This is a genomic window from Dyella sp. 01N36 (genome assembly GCF_056399745.1).
The window spans coordinates 1-15,049 of the sequence record NZ_JBFTRY010000083.1; the positions used below are offsets into that span (position 1 = coordinate 1).

Sequence of the window (15,049 nt, forward strand, 5' to 3'; positions counted from 1 at the left end):
GCGTCATGGCCACCAGCTCGGCGGATGCACCCTGCGCATAGGTGAGGTGCTCCTTGCCGATCTTCTCGCCCACCGTCACCACGATGCGCTTCCAGCCCACCATGGTGCCTAGGCCGAGCGCGAGCGCCACGGCCACCTTCACCCACGGCGGGATGAACTGGATCGCCTGCGTGCCCAGTCCGCGCCAGCTGGTGAGCGTGGCGGTCTGCTCCTTGCTGAGGCCCGGCTGTGACAGCACCAGCGGAATGGCGGCGTTGGCCAGGTAGATGTCGTTGCGCACGTTGCCCATCTGTTCCGGCGGCACCGACTTGAGCGAGGTGCGATTGCCGACTTCATGGTCGATCTGCGCGATCAGCTGAGCCAGCGCAGGCGCCGTGCTGGGCTGGGCCGTGCGCTGCTGCACGGCGGTGGTGATGACGGCGCGCGGGTCGCCGTCGAAGGTCACGCTGCCGGCGAGGCTGCCGAGCACATGCTGCGTATCCACCGACACCTGGTGGAAGGTCTTCACTTCGCCACCCGACACCGCGCCGTTCAACGCGTACGCCGTAGGCACCGTACCGATCAGGATCAGCATGATCAGGCCCATGCCTTTCTGGCCGTCGTTGGAGCCGTGGCTGAAGCTCACGCCGGTGCAGGTGAGCACCAGCAGGGCGCGGATCGGCCACGGCGGCGGCTTCTTGCCTTCGGGGGCGCGATAGAGCGCGGGAATCTTCACCAGCGCCTTCAACAGGTACATCAGCAGGCCGGCCAGCAGGAAGCCGGCGATGGGCGAAAACACCAGGCCGCGGAACACGTTCATGGCGGCATCCCAGTTCACGCCGCTGGTGCCGCTGTGACCGGAGATCAGCTGATTGGCCAGGCCGACACCGATGATCGAACCGATCAGCGTGTGCGAGGAGGAATTGGGCAGGCCGAAATACCAGGTGCCAAGATTCCACAGGATCGCGGCAATCAACAGCGCGAACACCATGGCGAAACCCGCCTGTCCACCCACCTGCAGGATCAGCTCCACTGGCAGCAGCGAGACCACGGTGAAAGCCACCGCGCCGGAGGACAACAACACGCCGAGGAAGTTGAAGGCACCGGACCAGATCACCGCCATATTGGCCGGCATGGAGTTGGTGTAGATCACGGTGGCCACCGCGTTGGCGGTGTCATGGAAGCCGTTGACGAATTCGAAGCCCAGCGCGATCAACAGCGCGACGCCGAGCAGGAGAAACGGTGCCAGCGATTGGGAGCGGACCGCCGAGAGGTCCTGCACCAGATGGAGTCCGGCATAACCGGCGCCGATCAACAGGATCACCACGAAGATCAACGCAAACAGTCGACCCGATCCCTGGCGTGCTGGTGCGGCGGAGACGACTGCGGCTTCGGTCTGCATGACATGCCCTCGGTGTCGGTCTCCCGCAAGCTAAGCACTGGCGCAAGACAGATACGTGACAGTCAGAGGGCGGTCCGCCGCGCCTGCATCGGTCAACGCAAGGGCGCGGCGGCTGGCCGGATGAGTCGGGAAATCAGCGCTCGCGCATGACCATGAGACGCACCTCGGTCATGTCCTCGATGGCCCAGCGGATGCCTTCGCGGCCGATGCCGGAGAGCTTCACGCCGCCATAGGGCATGTTGTCGACGCGGAAACTCGGCACGTCGTTGACAACGACGCCGCCTTGTTCCATCTCGTTCCAGGCGCGCATGGCGTGGGCCAGGCTGTCGGTGAAAATGCCGGCCTGCAGACCGTATTCCGAATCGTTGACCAAGGCCACGACCTCGTCGAATTTCTTGAAAGGCGCGAGCAGGGCGAACGGACCAAACGCTTCGTTGCGATAGGCCTTGGCGCTGGTGGGCACGTTTTCCATCAGCGTGGCCTCGAGCATGGCGCCGTTGCGCTTGCCGCCGCACAGCAGCTTGCCGCCGGCCTTGCGCGCTTCCTCGATCCAGCCCTGCAGGCGTTCGGCAGCTGCCTCGTCGATCATCGGGCCGAGAAAGGTGTCTTTCTTTTTTGGATCGCCGGCCTTGAGCTTTTTCACGGCGGCCACCAGGCGCTTTTTCACTTCGTCATACAGCGACTCGTGGATGTAGATGCGCTGCACGCTGATGCAGCTCTGGCCGGACTGATAGAGCGCGCCGAACACCAGGCGGTCGATCACATAGTCCATGTGCGGACCTTGATCCGCATCGACGATGCACGCGGCATTGCCGCCCAGTTCCAGCGTCACCTTCTTGTGGCCGGCGCGGGTTTTCAGATCCCAGCCGATCTGGCTGCCGGTGAAGGAGAGCAGCTTGAAGCGCGGATCTTCCACCAGCGGATTGGCATGCTTGCCATCGAGCGTGAGCACCGAGAACGCGCCCTTGGGCAAATCCGTTTCGGCCAGCACTTCGCCGATGATCAGCGCGCCGATCGGCGTGCGCTCGGCGGGCTTGAGCACGAAAGGGCAGCCGGCGGCGATGGCCGGCGCGACCTTGTGCGCCACCAGGTTCAGCGGAAAATTGAACGGCGTGATGAAAGACACCGGTCCAAGGGGCACGCGCCTGGTGTAACCGTGATAGCCGTCCAGACGCTTGGCGATCTCCAGGTTGATCGTTTCGCCATTGGTGCGCACGGCTTCTTCGGCGGCGATGGTGAAGGTCTCGATCAGGCGCTGTACTTCGCCGTCGGAATCCTTGATCGGCTTGCCTGCTTCCACGCACAGCGCATAGGCCAGTTCTTTGCGTCGCTCCTGGAAGCGTTGCGCGCAATGCTGCAGCACCTGTTGCCGCGCCCAGGGCTTGAAATCCTGCATGGGTCGGGTGGCTTTCACCGCGGCGGCGATGGCTTTCTCGGTGGCCTTGGCATCGGGTACGCACACGCGCGTGGCGACCTTGCCGCTGTATTTGTCCAGCACGTCCATCATTTCCTTGGACGTCTGCGGCTGGTTGGCGAGGTAATACGGATAACTCTTGGCAAGCATGGATGACCCCGATCCGTGGATGCTCAGACGGCGGCGCTGAGCTTGGGAATTTCTTCGTTGAGAATGCGGTGATTATCGGAATAGTCGATCATCAGATCGATCAGGTGTACACCGCCGGCGTTGAAAGCGCGTTCCAGCGTGGGCAGGAATTCCTCGGCGCTGCCGGGGCGATGGCCGCGTGCGCCATGGGCTTCGGCAAAGGCGACGAAATCGGGGTTGCCAAACACCATGCCGTAGTCGGCGTAGCCCATCTCGGCCTGCTTCCACCGGATCATGCCGTAGGCGTCATCGCGCAGCAGCAGGATCACCAGGTCCTGTTTCAGGCGCACACAGGTTTCCAACTCCTGCGCATTCATCATGAAGCCGCCATCGCCGCAGATGGCGAGCACCTTGCGCTCGGGATAGACCATCTTGGCCGCCATCGCCGAGGGCAGGCCGGCGCCCATGGTGGCGAGCGCATTGTCCACCAGCACGGTGTTGGGCTGGCGCGCACGGTAATAGCGCGCGTACCACAGCTTGTACATGCCGTTGTCCAGGCATAGCACGCCATCGTCGGGCATGAAGCGGCGCGTGTCGTCGACCACGCGCACCGGGTGCATCGGGAAACGGTTGTCGCAGGCGTGGTCTTCCAGTTGCTTGTGGAACGCGTCGCGCACGCGATCGAAATAACTGAAGTCCCAGTGCTCCTGCGCCTGCAGCGCATCGGTGAGGCGTTCGATGGTGTGCGCGATATCGCCTACCACTTCGATCTGCGGGAAATAGACCGCGTCCACTTCTGCGCTGGAAAAATTGATGTGGATGACGGTGCGGCGGCCCTTGCGCATGAAGAATGGCGGCTTTTCCACGACGTCGTGGCCAACGTTGATGATCACGTCGGCGGCATCGATGGCGCGATGGACGAAATCGCCATCGGAGAGCGCCGCATTGCCAAGCCAGAGCGGGTGATCTTCATCGACCACGCCCTTGCCCATCTGGGTGGTGAAGAACGGAATGCCCAGCTTGTCGATGAAGTCGCGCAGCGCCACGGTCGTGCGCTGCCGGTTCGCGGCAGCGCCAATCATCAGGATGGGATGCTTCGCGCGGGTGATCGCTTCGGCGGCTTGCACCAGTGCCGCATCGTCCGGTGCAGGGCGGCGCGCATATTCGGTGGGCAGCAGGACGGCGTCTTCGACGGTGTCGCGCGCAATGTCTTCCGGCAGCTCCAGATGCACAGCCCCGGGACGTTCTTCCTCGGCGCGACGAAAGGCTTCGCGAATGCGGGCCGGTATGGTCTGGGCCGATACGATCTGGCGTGTGTACTTGGTCAGCGGCTGCATCATGTCGACCACGTCGACCAGCTGGAACAAGCCCTGCTTGTGCTCGCGGATCGGCTTCTGGCCGGTGATCATCATCATCGGCATGGCGCCGAGTTGGGCGTAGGCCGCGGCGGTGACCAGGTTGGTGGCGCCAGGGCCCAGCGTCGCGAGGGCGACGCCGGCTTCGCCGGTGAGCCGTCCCCAGGTGGCGGCCATGAATCCGGCGGCCTGCTCATGGCGAGTCACGATAAGGCGAATGGAGGAGTCGCGTAGTGCTTCGACGAAGTCGAGATTCTCTTCGCCCGGCACGCCGAAGATGCTGTGCACGCCCTCGGCTTCCAGTGCTTTCACGAACAGTTGCGCCGCCTTCATGCCTCGCTCCTCGTGCTGAAGGCGCTGAGCATGCGGCAGGGATCGTTCACGTCGCGTGAGGCGGTGACGCGCCCGGGACGCGGCTAGCGCTTGCTGGTGGAATCATCCTTGCGCACGACCAGGGGCAGCTCGCCATCGGCAAGTCGTGCGCGTAACGGCGTGCCTTCATCGATACCTTTGGACGATCGCACCACCACGCCGTTTGCATCGAAAATAATCGAATAACCGCGCTCCAGCGTGGCCAGCGGGCTGATCGCATGCAAGGCGCGGCCGGCTTGTCGCAAGTTGAGGCGTTCGCGTTCCATCCTGCGTTCGATGGTGCTCAGCAGGCGCTGACGCAACTCGCCGAGGCGACGCTCGATCAGCATCAGGCGCAGTCGCGGATGTTGTGCGAGCAGTCGCGCATGGGTGCGCTCCAGCGCGTTGCGTCGCCGCTGCGATTGTTCGCGCTGCACGCCGAGCAGGCGCCGATGCAGATGCAGCAGTCGTTCGCGATCGCGCGCCAGCCGTGCCTGCGGGCGCTGGGCCTGCAGGCGGGCGAGCAAGTGGTCCACCCGCTGGATGCGCGCCTGCAGGCGACGCTGTTCGAGCGTGCTCAGTCGCTGCTGAAGTTGCTGCAGATGGCGACGCTGGGCGATCGCATCGGGCACCAGCAGTTCGGCTGCGGCCGAGGGAGTAGGCGCCCGAAGGTCGGCCACGAAGTCCGCGATGCTGAAATCGATTTCGTGACCGACCGCGGACACCACCGGCACGGCGCTGGCATAGATCGCCCGCGCCACCTGTTCGTCGTTGAAGGCCCAGAGATCTTCCAGCGATCCGCCGCCGCGCGTCAGCAACAGCACGTCGTAGCGCCCGCTGTTCGATGCCTTGCGCAACATCTGCACGATGGCTGGCGGCGCTTCGCGACCTTGCACGGGTACGGGCAGTACATCGACCTCGGCCAGCGGCCAGCGTCGCGACATCACGCTCAGTACGTCGCGGATGGCCGCGCCCGTGGCCGAGGTAATGACGCCGATGCGCCGCGCGTAACGGGGCAGGGCACGCTTGCGTGCCGCGTCGAAGAGGCCCTCGGCATCCAGGCGCGCCTTGAGCTGTTCGAACTCGCGCTGCAAGGCACCTTCGCCAGCGGGCTCCATATGTTCGGCCACCAGCTGGAATTCGCCGCGCGGCTCATACAGGCCCACCCGTGCCCGCACCAGCACATGCATGCCGTCGGTGGGGCGGAATTTCAGCCAGGTGCTCTTGGGCCGGAACATGGCGCAGCGCACCTGGGCGCCGGCGTCCTTCAGGGTGAAATAGATATGTCCGGAAGCGGGGCGGGCGACGTTGGACAGCTCGCCTTCGATCCAGATCAGCGGCAGCGCATCTTCCAGCAGGTCCCGCACCAGCCGGTTGAGCGTGCTGGGCGTGAGGATGTGGCGCGGCGGACCGGCCTGGTCGTTGCTGGTGTCATCTGGCGAGCGCATGAAGGGGTGAGCCTAACATGAGTTCCGGCTGGCGAATGCAGGGATTACATCCGCTTGGGTCACTTAGCGCAGCCTGGGACTCAGGCATGCGGTCTATCTATATGGTTCTGCTTAAGTTCATGCTTGATCATCCGGCTCGCCGGCCAGCTGCTGGTGCCGACGCCGCGTGCGCCAGGCCCGGATGCCGAAGTTGAGCGCGAACCATGCGGCCACCACACCCAAGGGCCAGGCAATCACGGCGGGCCACAGGATAGCCACCACGGCGATCACTGCAAGCGCCAGGGTGCCGATGATCAGCGGCCCGGACGCGGTGTCGCCCAGCACGCGCCGATCGGTCAGGGCGGCGCCCACCGTATTGGCGATGCGCAGCGCGCCGGCCGCCGCACGCCCCGAGCTGCCGCCGACATGGCGGGGACGCTGCGCAGGCCGGGTATGGCTTTGCACATGCTCGCCCTGGCGCCGCCAGCGGCTGGGTGCCAGCACGATCTCGGTGGCGTTCTCAAGATCGCGCTCGTACTGCGTCGCCAGTTGTTCGGCAAAATCGGTGTCTTCGAACGCCACGTCGATCTCGCGATTGCTCAACCAGCTGGCGACGTTGAGGTTGGATGAACCCACGCGCGACCACAGACCATCGGCCACGGCGGTCTTGGCGTGCAACATCGAGCCATTCCACTCGAACACGCGCACGCCGGCTTTCAGCAGGGGGCGGTAACCCGAACGCGACATGCCCGCCACCACGGGGATATCGCTGCTGCCGGGCACCAGCAGCCGCACGTCCACGCCATCGCGAGCGGCCGCTGCCAACGCCTGCACATACGGAGCGATGCCAACGAAGTAGGCGTCCGTCAGCCATAGCCGCTCGCGCGCCATGGCGGCGATCAGCTGGTCGAGGCGGTACATGCCGGCGGTTTGCGGTTGGGTGGCGATCAGGCGCAAGGCCACCGAACCGGCCTCGCCGGCAACAGGCGCAGCCGTGAAGGGGCCCAGCGGCGTGCCGATGCTCGACCAGCTTTCGACGAAGGCGTTCTCCAGTTCGGCGACGACCGGACCACGCAGGGCCACGCCGGTGTCGCGCCAGGGGTCCACCTGTTGCGACGGATCGCCCAGCCATTTCTCGCTGATGCACACGCCGGAAAGAAAACCATGCTGCCCGTCGACCACGAGCACTTTGCGGTGATCGCGGCTCACCCAGCCGAACGGCTTGCCCAGCTGCGGCGGGTTGAAGGAGCGCACCTGTCCGCCGGCAGCGCGCAACGGCGCCCAGAAGCGATCGCGCGACTGCCCCTTGCAGCCCAGCCAGTCATACACCACGGCCACGAACACGCCGCGTTGCGCACACGCCACCAACGCTTCGCGAAACTCCTGTCCGACCGCGTCGTCGCGAATGATGTAGTTCTCCAGCAGCACGCGCTCCTTCGCACCGCGGATGGCAGCCAGCCAGGCTTCGTAATGCGCGGCGGCATCAATCAGCAACCGGGCGTGGTTGCCCCCCATCAGGGGCGCGCCAGCGGCTCGGCTCAACGCCTGTTCGGCCAGCAGGCGTGCATGGGTGGAGGCGGTGGGTCGGTTCATGGCGTCAGTAGGGCATGCCGGCGGGTCTTCTTCAAGCCGCATTCACTTGGGCCATGCGACCAATACGCTCCATCATCCGGTCATGTCGCTCCCATGAATTCTCTGTCATGTTCGCTCCATGTCGCCTGAGCAATGCCATACCGACACCGAGGCGTGTGCGCAGCAGCTCGCTGAGCGGATCGGCCCGGATCTGCGCGTCGCCGCGCCGCTGGGCTTGGGCAAGCCACATGAACTGCTGAACGCGCTTTACCGGTTGACCAAGGCGGATACGTCGCGCTCGCTGGCCCTCTATACGGCCTTGTCGCTGACCCGCCCGCGCCCGGCGCCCGGGCTGGAAGCGCGATTTGTGGAACCGTTCTCGGAGCGCCATTTCGGCGCTGACGCCGTGGACCCCGAATACGCCGTCGACCAGGCACGCAACCAGTTGCCGTCCAATGTCGCGGTGCACGAGTTCTACATGCAGTCGGGTGCGCTCCTGCATGCGGGTGGCGCACAGCGCAATTACATCAGTCAGAACTACACCCATGTGGCGCGCGATCTTGCCGTGCAGGACATCAATCTGCTCGTGCAGCTGGTAGCGCGGCGTGAAACGCCCGAGGGCGTGCGCTACAGCCTTTCCTGCAATCCGGACCTGACCTTCGACTTTATCGATCGCGTGGTGCAGTCGGGCAAGCCGCGCCCCTTGTGCGTGGCCGTGGTGCATCCGGACCTGCCGTACATCACCGGCCACGCGGAAGTGCAGCGCGATTACTTCGACGTCGAACTGCACACCGCGACGGCGTCGCCCTTGTTTGCCGTGCCGCGCCAGCCGATCGACCTGGTCGAGTACGCGCTGGGTATCCACGCCAGCGCGCTGGTGCGCGACGGCGGTTGCCTGCAGATCGGTATTGGCGCTTTGTCCGATGCGCTGGTCTATGGCCTGCGCTGGCGGCAGGAAGACAACACGCAGTGGCGACGGGCCCTGGTTGCGCTCGACCCGCGCGGCGGCACGCACGCCCTGGCGGCACGCATGGGCGGCCTCGCGCCGCTCCGCGCGGGCCTGTACGGCGCCAGCGAAATGGTGATGGATGGCTTCATGCACCTGCAGCGTGCAGGCATCCTCAAGCGTCGCGCCTGGGACAATATGGCGATGGAACGCGCTGCCGCCTGCGGCCGGCTTTCACCCGAAACACCGGGCGGCCATTACCTGCGCGGCGCTTTTTTCCTAGGCACGCGTGAGCTCTATCGCTGGCTGGCCGAACTCGATGCGAGCGATCCGGATGCGCTGGACATGTGCCGCGTCTCCAACGTCAATCAACTGTACGGCGATCACCAGATGCTCGCCTCGCTGCAGCGGCGCGGTGCGCGCTTCTTCAACACCTGCATGATGGCGACCCTGCTCGGCTCGGCTGTTTCCGATGGCCTGGAAGACGGCGAAGTAGTCAGTGGCGTCGGCGGGCAGTACAACTTTGTGGCGATGGCGCACGAGCTGGCCGATGGTCGTTCCATTCTGTTGCTGCGTTCCACGCGGCAAGGGCGCGGCGGCGTGGAAACCAATATTCGCTGGAACTACGGGCACACCACGATCCCGCGCCATCTGCGCGATTTGTTCGTCACCGAATACGGCGTGGCCGATCTGCGCGGCAAGACGGACAGCGAGTGCATCGAGGCGATGCTTTCCATCACCGATGCGCGCTTCATCGATGCCTTGTGTGCGGAAGCGAAATCGCACGGCAAGCTCGCGGCCGATTTTCAGGTGCCCGAGCGTTGGCGCGATAACCGGCCCGAGGTTCTGAAGGAAGCGCTGGCGCCGTGGCAGGCGAAAAACCTGCTGCCGCCGTTTCCGTTCGGTAGCGATTTCACCGACGTGGAGCAGCGACTGCTGCCAGCTTTGCAGTGGCTGAAGCTACGTGGCGGCACCTGGCGCGGCAAGGCTGAAATTTTCCGTGCAGCGATGGCGCCGGGAGCGCCGGTCGGTGGCGAGGACGAAGCGCTGGATCGGATGGGACTGGCGCGTGCCAAGAGCGTCGGCGAACGACTGCAGCAACGTGTGCTCAAGGCCGCCTTGCGCAGGACGGCCTGAGTTTTCAGCTCAATGCATCAGCAGCGACAAACCCTGTTCGCGCAAAGCCGGCAGGTTGAGCAGGTGTAGACCCTGGCGATCGGCACGAACGCAACCGCGCTCGCGCAGGCGGCCGAGCAGGCGGCTCACGGTTTCCGTGGTCAGGCGCAGATGGTTGCCGATATCCGCGCGCGACATCGGCAGCGGCAGATAGTCGGCCGGCAGGCCGAGCATCACGCGTCGGTCGCGCAGATCGACCAGAAAGGCCGCAAAGCGCTCCTCTGCCATGTAGTTGCCGCTGCTCAGTTGCAGGCGCGAAATGCGCTGGCTGGCCGACTGCACCAGATGCCACGGCACCTCCGGCTGCAGGCTGGCCATATGGCGCACGGCGGGGTAAGGAAAACGGCAGAACTGCGTCTTGCCCAACGCCACCACGGCGTTGTCGTGGACTTCGCGCTCCATGGCGTCCAGTCCGATCATTTCGCCCGGCAGGTGGAAGGCCAGTACCTGCTCGCGACCGGCCACGTCCACCGCCACGGTCTTGGCCATGCCGGTCTGCACCGCGTAGAGCGCACGGAATGGCGACATCGGGCGATAGAGGTATTCGCCAGTACGCAGCGGCCCGATGCGTTCAGCTATATGACGCAATCCTGACAGCTCGGGGCGGTCGTAGCCGCTGGCCTGGCAGACGGCGGCGTGGCCGCAGCCCGCGCAGGACGGCGAGGGAGCCATGCGCTGGGCGCCGTCCTGGCGATGAGTCTGAAGCATGGGAGGGCACTCCTGTGTCGTGCGTGGGGCATGGCTTTATGATCCTCGTTCAAGTCATAGGAGTGGTTCCAATGCGCGTTTTTGCCGCATCGCATCCACCCGTGTGACGCTTGCTAGGGAGCCCCCGGCCGTTCGGGTATCCTTTGTCTGTTGCCGCCCCAGAACCATGACCTGCTTATGAGCGACTCGACTTCTACCCCGCGTCACGCCCAGTCCGCCTCGCGCCGCCCCAGCGTCGGCGTCAAGATCGGCAAGATCACGGTGGGCGGCGGTGCACCCATTGTGGTGCAGTCGATGACTAACACCGATACCGAAGACCCGGCCAGCACCGCCAAGCAAATCGCCGAGCTGGCGCGCGCCGGTTCGGAGCTGGTGCGCATCACGGTGAATACGCCGGCGGCGGCGGCGGCCGTGCCGCGCATCCGCGACAAGCTGGCCATGATGGGCGTGGACGTGCCGATCATCGGCGACTTCCACTACAACGGTCACCAGTTGCTGGAAGCGGAGCCGGCCTGCGCCGAAGCGCTGGCCAAGTACCGCATCAATCCGGGCAACGTGGGTTTCGGCAAGAAGAAAGACAGCCAGTTCGCTTCCATCATCGAGATGGCGCTGCGTTACGAGAAGCCCGTGCGCATCGGCGCCAACTGGGGTTCGCTCGACCAGAGCATGGTGGCCATGCTGATGGACGAAAACCATCAGCGCGCCCAGCCCTGGGATGCCTCGCACGTGGCCCGCGAAGCGCTGATCCGCTCGGCGCTGGATTCGGCCAAGCGTGCCGAGGACATCGGCCTGGCGCGCGATCGCATCATCCTGTCGTGCAAGGTGTCGGGCGTGCAGGAGTTGATCGCGGTGTATCGCGATATCGCCGAGCGTTGCGACTACGCCTTGCACCTGGGTCTGACCGAAGCCGGCATGGGTTCCAAGGGCATCACCGCCTCGTCGGCGGCRCTTGCGGTGCTGCTGCAGGAAGGTATCGGCGACACCATCCGCATTTCGCTCACGCCCGAACCCGGCGCGTCGCGCACGGGCGAAGTCATCGTGGCGCAGGAACTGCTGCAGACCATGGGCCTGCGCGCGTTCACGCCGCTGGTCACCGCGTGTCCGGGCTGCGGCCGCACCACCAGCGAGTTCTTCCAGGTGCTTGCGCGCACCGTGCAGGATCATGTGCGCGAGCAGATGCCGCTGTGGCGCGTGAAATACGACGGCGTGGAAAATCTCACGCTGGCGGTGATGGGCTGCGTGGTGAATGGTCCGGGCGAATCCAAGCATGCCAATATCGGCATTTCGCTGCCGGGCAATGGCGAGGCGCCGTCGGCGCCGGTGTTCATCGACGGGCAGAAGGCCATGACCTTGCGCGGCGAGCATATCGCCAGCGAGTTCATCGGCATCCTGGACAACTACGTCGCCAGCAAATACGCCAGCCGCGCCGGCTGAGCTGTCCATGGCAGCCGGTTCGAGTGAGGCGCTGATACTCGATGCATGGCACGCCAACGCGCAGGCGTGGGAACGCGCCGTGCGGGAAGGGCGCATCGCCAGCCGCAAGCTGGTCACCGACCAGGCCATCGTGGAAGCCGTGCTGTCGCGCTCGCCACGCACGGTGATCGACCTCGGCTGTGGCGAAGGCTGGCTGGCGCGGACGCTCGCCCACGAAGGCGTGCAGGTAGTGGGCGTCGATGCCATTCCCTCCCTGGTGGAAGCGGCGCAGGCGCAGGGTGGCGGCGACTTCCGCGTGATCTCCTATGACGAAGTGGCCGCGGGTGCGCTGACCGAGCGCGCGGACGTGGTCGTGTGCAATTTCTCCCTGCTGGGCGGCGCCTCGGTCGACGCGCTGCTGGCTGCCGTGCCTGCGCTGCTGGAGCCGGGCGGCGCGCTGCTGATCCAGACCCTGCATCCCCTGACGGCCGATGTGCAGCCCTATGCCGACGGCTGGCGCGAAGGCTCCTGGGTGGGCTGCGGCGAGGGCTTCGAGCAGCCTGCGCCCTGGTATTTCCGCACCCTGGGCAGCTGGGTTTCGACCCTGGAGGCAGCCGGGTTGACCCTGCTAGGCCTTCAGGAGCCCATTCATCCTCACACTGGACGGCCCGCGTCCGCTATCTTCTTGGCAGGGGCACGTCAGGGGGACGGGGATGAACAGGCATCGCGCCGTAGCGTTTCGCGCCACCGTACAGAATGATCACCAGCGGCCGTGGCTGGTGCCGCTGCCGTTTGATCCGGTCAGCCAATGGTCGACACCCGCCAGGCCGCTATGGAAATGCGGCCACGGGCATCGCGTGCGCGGCAGCGTCAATGGACGCGATTTCCGCGGCGCCGTGGTCGAGCGCTCCGGCACCTTCTGGCTGCAGCTGGAGGAATCCTATGCGGCCGTGGTCGGGCTCGTCGCCGGCCAGTTCGTCGACGTGCTGATCGAGCCTGAGGATGCCTGAGTAGTGTGCGCCGTGCGGCAACTTGGCAAACTGCCGGACGGTATGCTCGGGCCCGTGGAGCGCGCGCCGACGATACGGTAGCGGCTCGTGCAGGAGTGTCAGTGACGGTCAAACCCCAAGTTCGCATCGTTGCCATCTATGTCTCGGTGGCCTTGTTGTGGGTGCTCTTCTCGGACCGCCTGCTGCTTTCGCTCAACCTCGAGGAGCGCACCCTCAGCTTGCTGCACACCCTCAAAGGGTCGCTGTATGTGCTGGTGACGGGGGCGCTCCTGTATTGGCTGATCGACCGCACCGTTCGCCGCATGGATCGCCTCAACCATCAGCTGTTCAGCGGCAATGAGCAGTCGCTGCGCGCGCTGGTGTCGGCGATGGACGTGCGCCACAAGGAGACGCGCGATCATTCCGAACGGGTCATGCGCATGACGGTCGCGCTGGCCCGTCGCGTCGGACTCGAGGGGGATGCGCTTCGTCATTTGCGCTTCGGCGCCTTGCTGCACGACATCGGCAAGCTGGCGCTGCCCGACGCGGTGCTGATCAAGCCCGGCCCGCTGACGCCGGAAGAAACGACGCTGATGCGCACGCATACCGTGCTCGGACGCGACCTGCTGATGCGCACTGCCTTCCTGCGGCCTGCGATCGATATCCCCTATGCGCATCACGAGCGCTGGGATGGTTCCGGCTATCCGCGTGGCCTGCGCGGTGAAGAGATTCCGCTGGCCGCGCGCATCTTCAGTGTGGTCGATGTGTGGGACGCCTTGAGTTTTCCGCGCGTGTACAAGCCGGCGTGGCCGGAGCCGGAAGTGATCGACTACCTGCGCAATGCCGCGGGCGGGCAACTGGACCCCGGCATCGTGGGGCTGTTCCTGGATCACTATGACGAACTGAAGGCGATCGGACTGGAGCAGTTGCAGCTGGACTGAGGCAGGGCCCAGCGGGCTACACTGCCGCGGACGCCCGGGATGGGCTGGACAGGGGACGTTATGTTGCCGGATCTTTCGACGCTGCCCGCGTTTGCAGCGTATTTTGGTTTGGGTGTGCTTTTTCTCGTGGTGTTCTGCACCGTCCATATCTGGCTCACGCCGCAGCGCGAGATCGTGCTGATTCGCCACGGCAACCAGGCCGCGGCGATCAGTCTCGGCGGCGCGCTGACCGGTTTCGTGCTGCCCCTGGCCAGCGCCATGGCGCACAGCGTGAACCTGGTCGATCTGGCGCTATGGGGACTGGTGGCGTTGATCGTGCAGTGGCTTGCCCACCAGGCGATCCATCTGCTCATTCGCAACCTCGCCACCCAGATCGAGGAAGACAACCGCGCCGTCGCCATCTTTGCAGCCGTCGTTGCCATCGCCGTTGGCCTGATTAACGCTGCAGCGATGACCTGGTGACGGGCCATGAGCGACTTCGACAAGAACGATCCCTTGCGTGGACTTCGTGTGGGCGTGAAGCCGTCGCAACGTCCCGACGCGACGTTCCGTCCCCTGCCTGCGCGTAACCAGAAGCGCTCGCTGGCGGTACCGTTGATAGCGCTTGGCAGTGCCACCCTGGTGGGTTTGTCCGTGCTGGGGCATGGCCAGGATGTGCAGCGCAATCGCTATGGCAGCTACGAAGACTGCGTGCACGACTATTCCACCGGGCAGTGCGAGATGGATACGTCGGTGAGCGGCTCGGGCGGCCTGCACTACTACGGCCCGTGGTACCGCAGCGGTGGTGCCGGTGGCGCGCAGGATCCGGGGCCGGGACGGATGCGCAGTTCGCCGGGCAGCGTCGCATCCTTCAGCGCGCCTTCCAGTGTGGAGCTTGGCACGCGCGGCGGCTTCGGCTCGTCCGGGCGCGTTTCGGCGCGGGCGAGCTGATCGATGCAACGCGAAACCAGCGTGCCGCGCAGCGATTGGCAGCAGCGACTGGAGTCGCTGGGTTTCAGCTTCCATACCATCGATGGCCAGCCCTACTGGCGCGAGGATGTGCGTTATGTCTTCGATGCGGACGAAGTCGACGAGATCGAGGCCGCCACCAACGAGTTGCATGCGCTATGCCTTGAGGCCGTCGATCGCGTGGTGCGAACGGGGCGCTATGCCGATCTGGGTCTGGGCGATCGCGCCGCAACGCTGATCGAGCGCAGCTGGTGGGATCGCGAGCCGGCGCTGTACGGGCGCATGGACCTGTCCTATGA

Annotated in this window: 14 protein-coding genes; 8 read left to right on the forward strand and 6 right to left on the reverse strand. The window is 65.3% G+C overall.

What is annotated here, in order from left to right:
- The 5 genes from AC1DMG_RS13590 to AC1DMG_RS13610 all read right to left on the reverse strand — a co-directional run.
- On the reverse strand, positions 1 to 1,381 hold a 1,381-nt coding region (locus AC1DMG_RS13590; RefSeq protein WP_477180620.1), incomplete at its 3' end, for an inorganic phosphate transporter.
- Between the two features lie 133 nt (positions 1,382 to 1,514).
- Positions 1,515 to 2,945 carry an aldehyde dehydrogenase family protein gene (locus AC1DMG_RS13595; RefSeq protein ID WP_441603270.1) on the reverse strand — a complete coding sequence of 477 codons (1,431 nt, stop codon included), beginning with the start codon at positions 2,943 to 2,945 and terminating at the stop codon, positions 1,515 to 1,517.
- Positions 2,946 to 2,968: 23 nt separating this feature from the next.
- Positions 2,969 to 4,612: an acetolactate synthase large subunit gene (locus AC1DMG_RS13600; RefSeq protein WP_441603271.1), complete on the reverse strand. Its 1,644-nt coding sequence runs from the start codon at positions 4,610 to 4,612 to the stop codon at positions 2,969 to 2,971.
- An 83-nt stretch (positions 4,613 to 4,695) separates the two neighbouring features.
- Positions 4,696 to 6,078, reverse strand: coding sequence for an exodeoxyribonuclease VII large subunit (xseA, locus tag AC1DMG_RS13605; protein WP_477180621.1), 1,383 nt, complete (start codon positions 6,076 to 6,078; stop codon positions 4,696 to 4,698).
- Between the two features lie 117 nt (positions 6,079 to 6,195).
- Positions 6,196 to 7,650 carry a phospholipase D-like domain-containing protein gene (locus tag AC1DMG_RS13610; RefSeq protein WP_441603273.1) on the reverse strand — a complete coding sequence of 485 codons (1,455 nt, stop codon included), beginning with the start codon at positions 7,648 to 7,650 and terminating at the stop codon, positions 6,196 to 6,198.
- 118 nt (positions 7,651 to 7,768) lie between these two features.
- Here AC1DMG_RS13610 and AC1DMG_RS13615 point away from each other — a divergent pair, with 118 nt between their 5' ends.
- The gene (locus AC1DMG_RS13615; RefSeq protein ID WP_441603274.1) at positions 7,769 to 9,712 is read left to right on the forward strand and encodes an acetyl-CoA hydrolase/transferase C-terminal domain-containing protein; all 1,944 of its coding nucleotides are present in this window, start codon (positions 7,769 to 7,771) and stop codon (positions 9,710 to 9,712) included.
- A gap of 9 nt (positions 9,713 to 9,721) precedes the next feature.
- On the opposite strand, the gene AC1DMG_RS13620 is transcribed toward AC1DMG_RS13615, so the two are convergent.
- Positions 9,722 to 10,459, reverse strand: coding sequence for a Crp/Fnr family transcriptional regulator (locus AC1DMG_RS13620; protein ID WP_441603275.1), 738 nt, complete (start codon positions 10,457 to 10,459; stop codon positions 9,722 to 9,724).
- Between the two features lie 177 nt (positions 10,460 to 10,636).
- On the opposite strand from AC1DMG_RS13620, the gene ispG reads away from it, so the two are divergent.
- The 7 genes from ispG to AC1DMG_RS13655 form a co-directional block, all read left to right on the forward strand.
- A complete protein-coding gene (gene ispG, locus AC1DMG_RS13625; RefSeq protein ID WP_441603276.1) occupies positions 10,637 to 11,893 on the forward strand; it encodes a flavodoxin-dependent (E)-4-hydroxy-3-methylbut-2-enyl-diphosphate synthase in 1,257 nt (418 codons plus the stop codon).
- A 7-nt stretch (positions 11,894 to 11,900) separates the two neighbouring features.
- The gene (locus tag AC1DMG_RS13630) at positions 11,901 to 12,632 is read left to right on the forward strand and encodes a class I SAM-dependent methyltransferase (RefSeq protein WP_441603277.1); all 732 of its coding nucleotides are present in this window, start codon (positions 11,901 to 11,903) and stop codon (positions 12,630 to 12,632) included.
- On the forward strand, positions 12,586 to 12,882 hold the full coding sequence (locus AC1DMG_RS13635; RefSeq protein ID WP_441603278.1) for a DUF1905 domain-containing protein: 297 nt from the start codon (positions 12,586 to 12,588) through the stop codon (positions 12,880 to 12,882). The genes AC1DMG_RS13630 and AC1DMG_RS13635 overlap by 47 nt, the downstream gene beginning before the upstream one ends.
- A gap of 101 nt (positions 12,883 to 12,983) precedes the next feature.
- Positions 12,984 to 13,802 (forward strand): HD-GYP domain-containing protein, encoded by an 819-nt coding sequence (locus tag AC1DMG_RS13640; protein WP_441603279.1) that lies wholly within the window; start codon positions 12,984 to 12,986, stop codon positions 13,800 to 13,802.
- A gap of 60 nt (positions 13,803 to 13,862) precedes the next feature.
- On the forward strand, positions 13,863 to 14,264 hold the full coding sequence (locus tag AC1DMG_RS13645) for a DUF350 domain-containing protein (RefSeq protein WP_441603280.1): 402 nt from the start codon (positions 13,863 to 13,865) through the stop codon (positions 14,262 to 14,264).
- 6 nt (positions 14,265 to 14,270) lie between these two features.
- Positions 14,271 to 14,732 (forward strand): DUF1190 domain-containing protein, encoded by a 462-nt coding sequence (locus tag AC1DMG_RS13650; RefSeq protein WP_441603281.1) that lies wholly within the window; start codon positions 14,271 to 14,273, stop codon positions 14,730 to 14,732.
- 3 nt (positions 14,733 to 14,735) lie between these two features.
- On the forward strand, positions 14,736 to 15,049 hold a 314-nt coding region (locus tag AC1DMG_RS13655; RefSeq protein ID WP_477180622.1), incomplete at its 3' end, for a glutathionylspermidine synthase family protein.

Excerpts from the sequence above, each read along its gene's own strand:
- AC1DMG_RS13620 (WP_441603275.1), bottom strand. The coding sequence starts at position 10,459 with ATGCTTCAGACTCATCGCCAGGACGGCGCCCAGCGCATGGCTCCCTCG.
- AC1DMG_RS13645 (WP_441603280.1), top strand. The coding sequence starts at position 13,863 with ATGTTGCCGGATCTTTCGACGCTGCCCGCGTTTGCAGCGTATTTTGGT.
- AC1DMG_RS13600 (WP_441603271.1), bottom strand. The coding sequence starts at position 4,612 with ATGAAGGCGGCGCAACTGTTCGTGAAAGCACTGGAAGCCGAGGGCGTG.
- AC1DMG_RS13630 (WP_441603277.1), top strand. The coding sequence starts at position 11,901 with ATGGCAGCCGGTTCGAGTGAGGCGCTGATACTCGATGCATGGCACGCC.
- AC1DMG_RS13610 (WP_441603273.1), bottom strand. The coding sequence starts at position 7,650 with ATGAACCGACCCACCGCCTCCACCCATGCACGCCTGCTGGCCGAACAG.
- AC1DMG_RS13595 (WP_441603270.1), bottom strand. The coding sequence starts at position 2,945 with ATGCTTGCCAAGAGTTATCCGTATTACCTCGCCAACCAGCCGCAGACG.
- xseA (WP_477180621.1), bottom strand. The coding sequence starts at position 6,078 with ATGCGCTCGCCAGATGACACCAGCAACGACCAGGCCGGTCCGCCGCGC.
- AC1DMG_RS13650 (WP_441603281.1), top strand. The coding sequence starts at position 14,271 with ATGAGCGACTTCGACAAGAACGATCCCTTGCGTGGACTTCGTGTGGGC.
- AC1DMG_RS13615 (WP_441603274.1), top strand. The coding sequence starts at position 7,769 with ATGTCGCCTGAGCAATGCCATACCGACACCGAGGCGTGTGCGCAGCAG.
- AC1DMG_RS13635 (WP_441603278.1), top strand. The coding sequence starts at position 12,586 with ATGAACAGGCATCGCGCCGTAGCGTTTCGCGCCACCGTACAGAATGAT.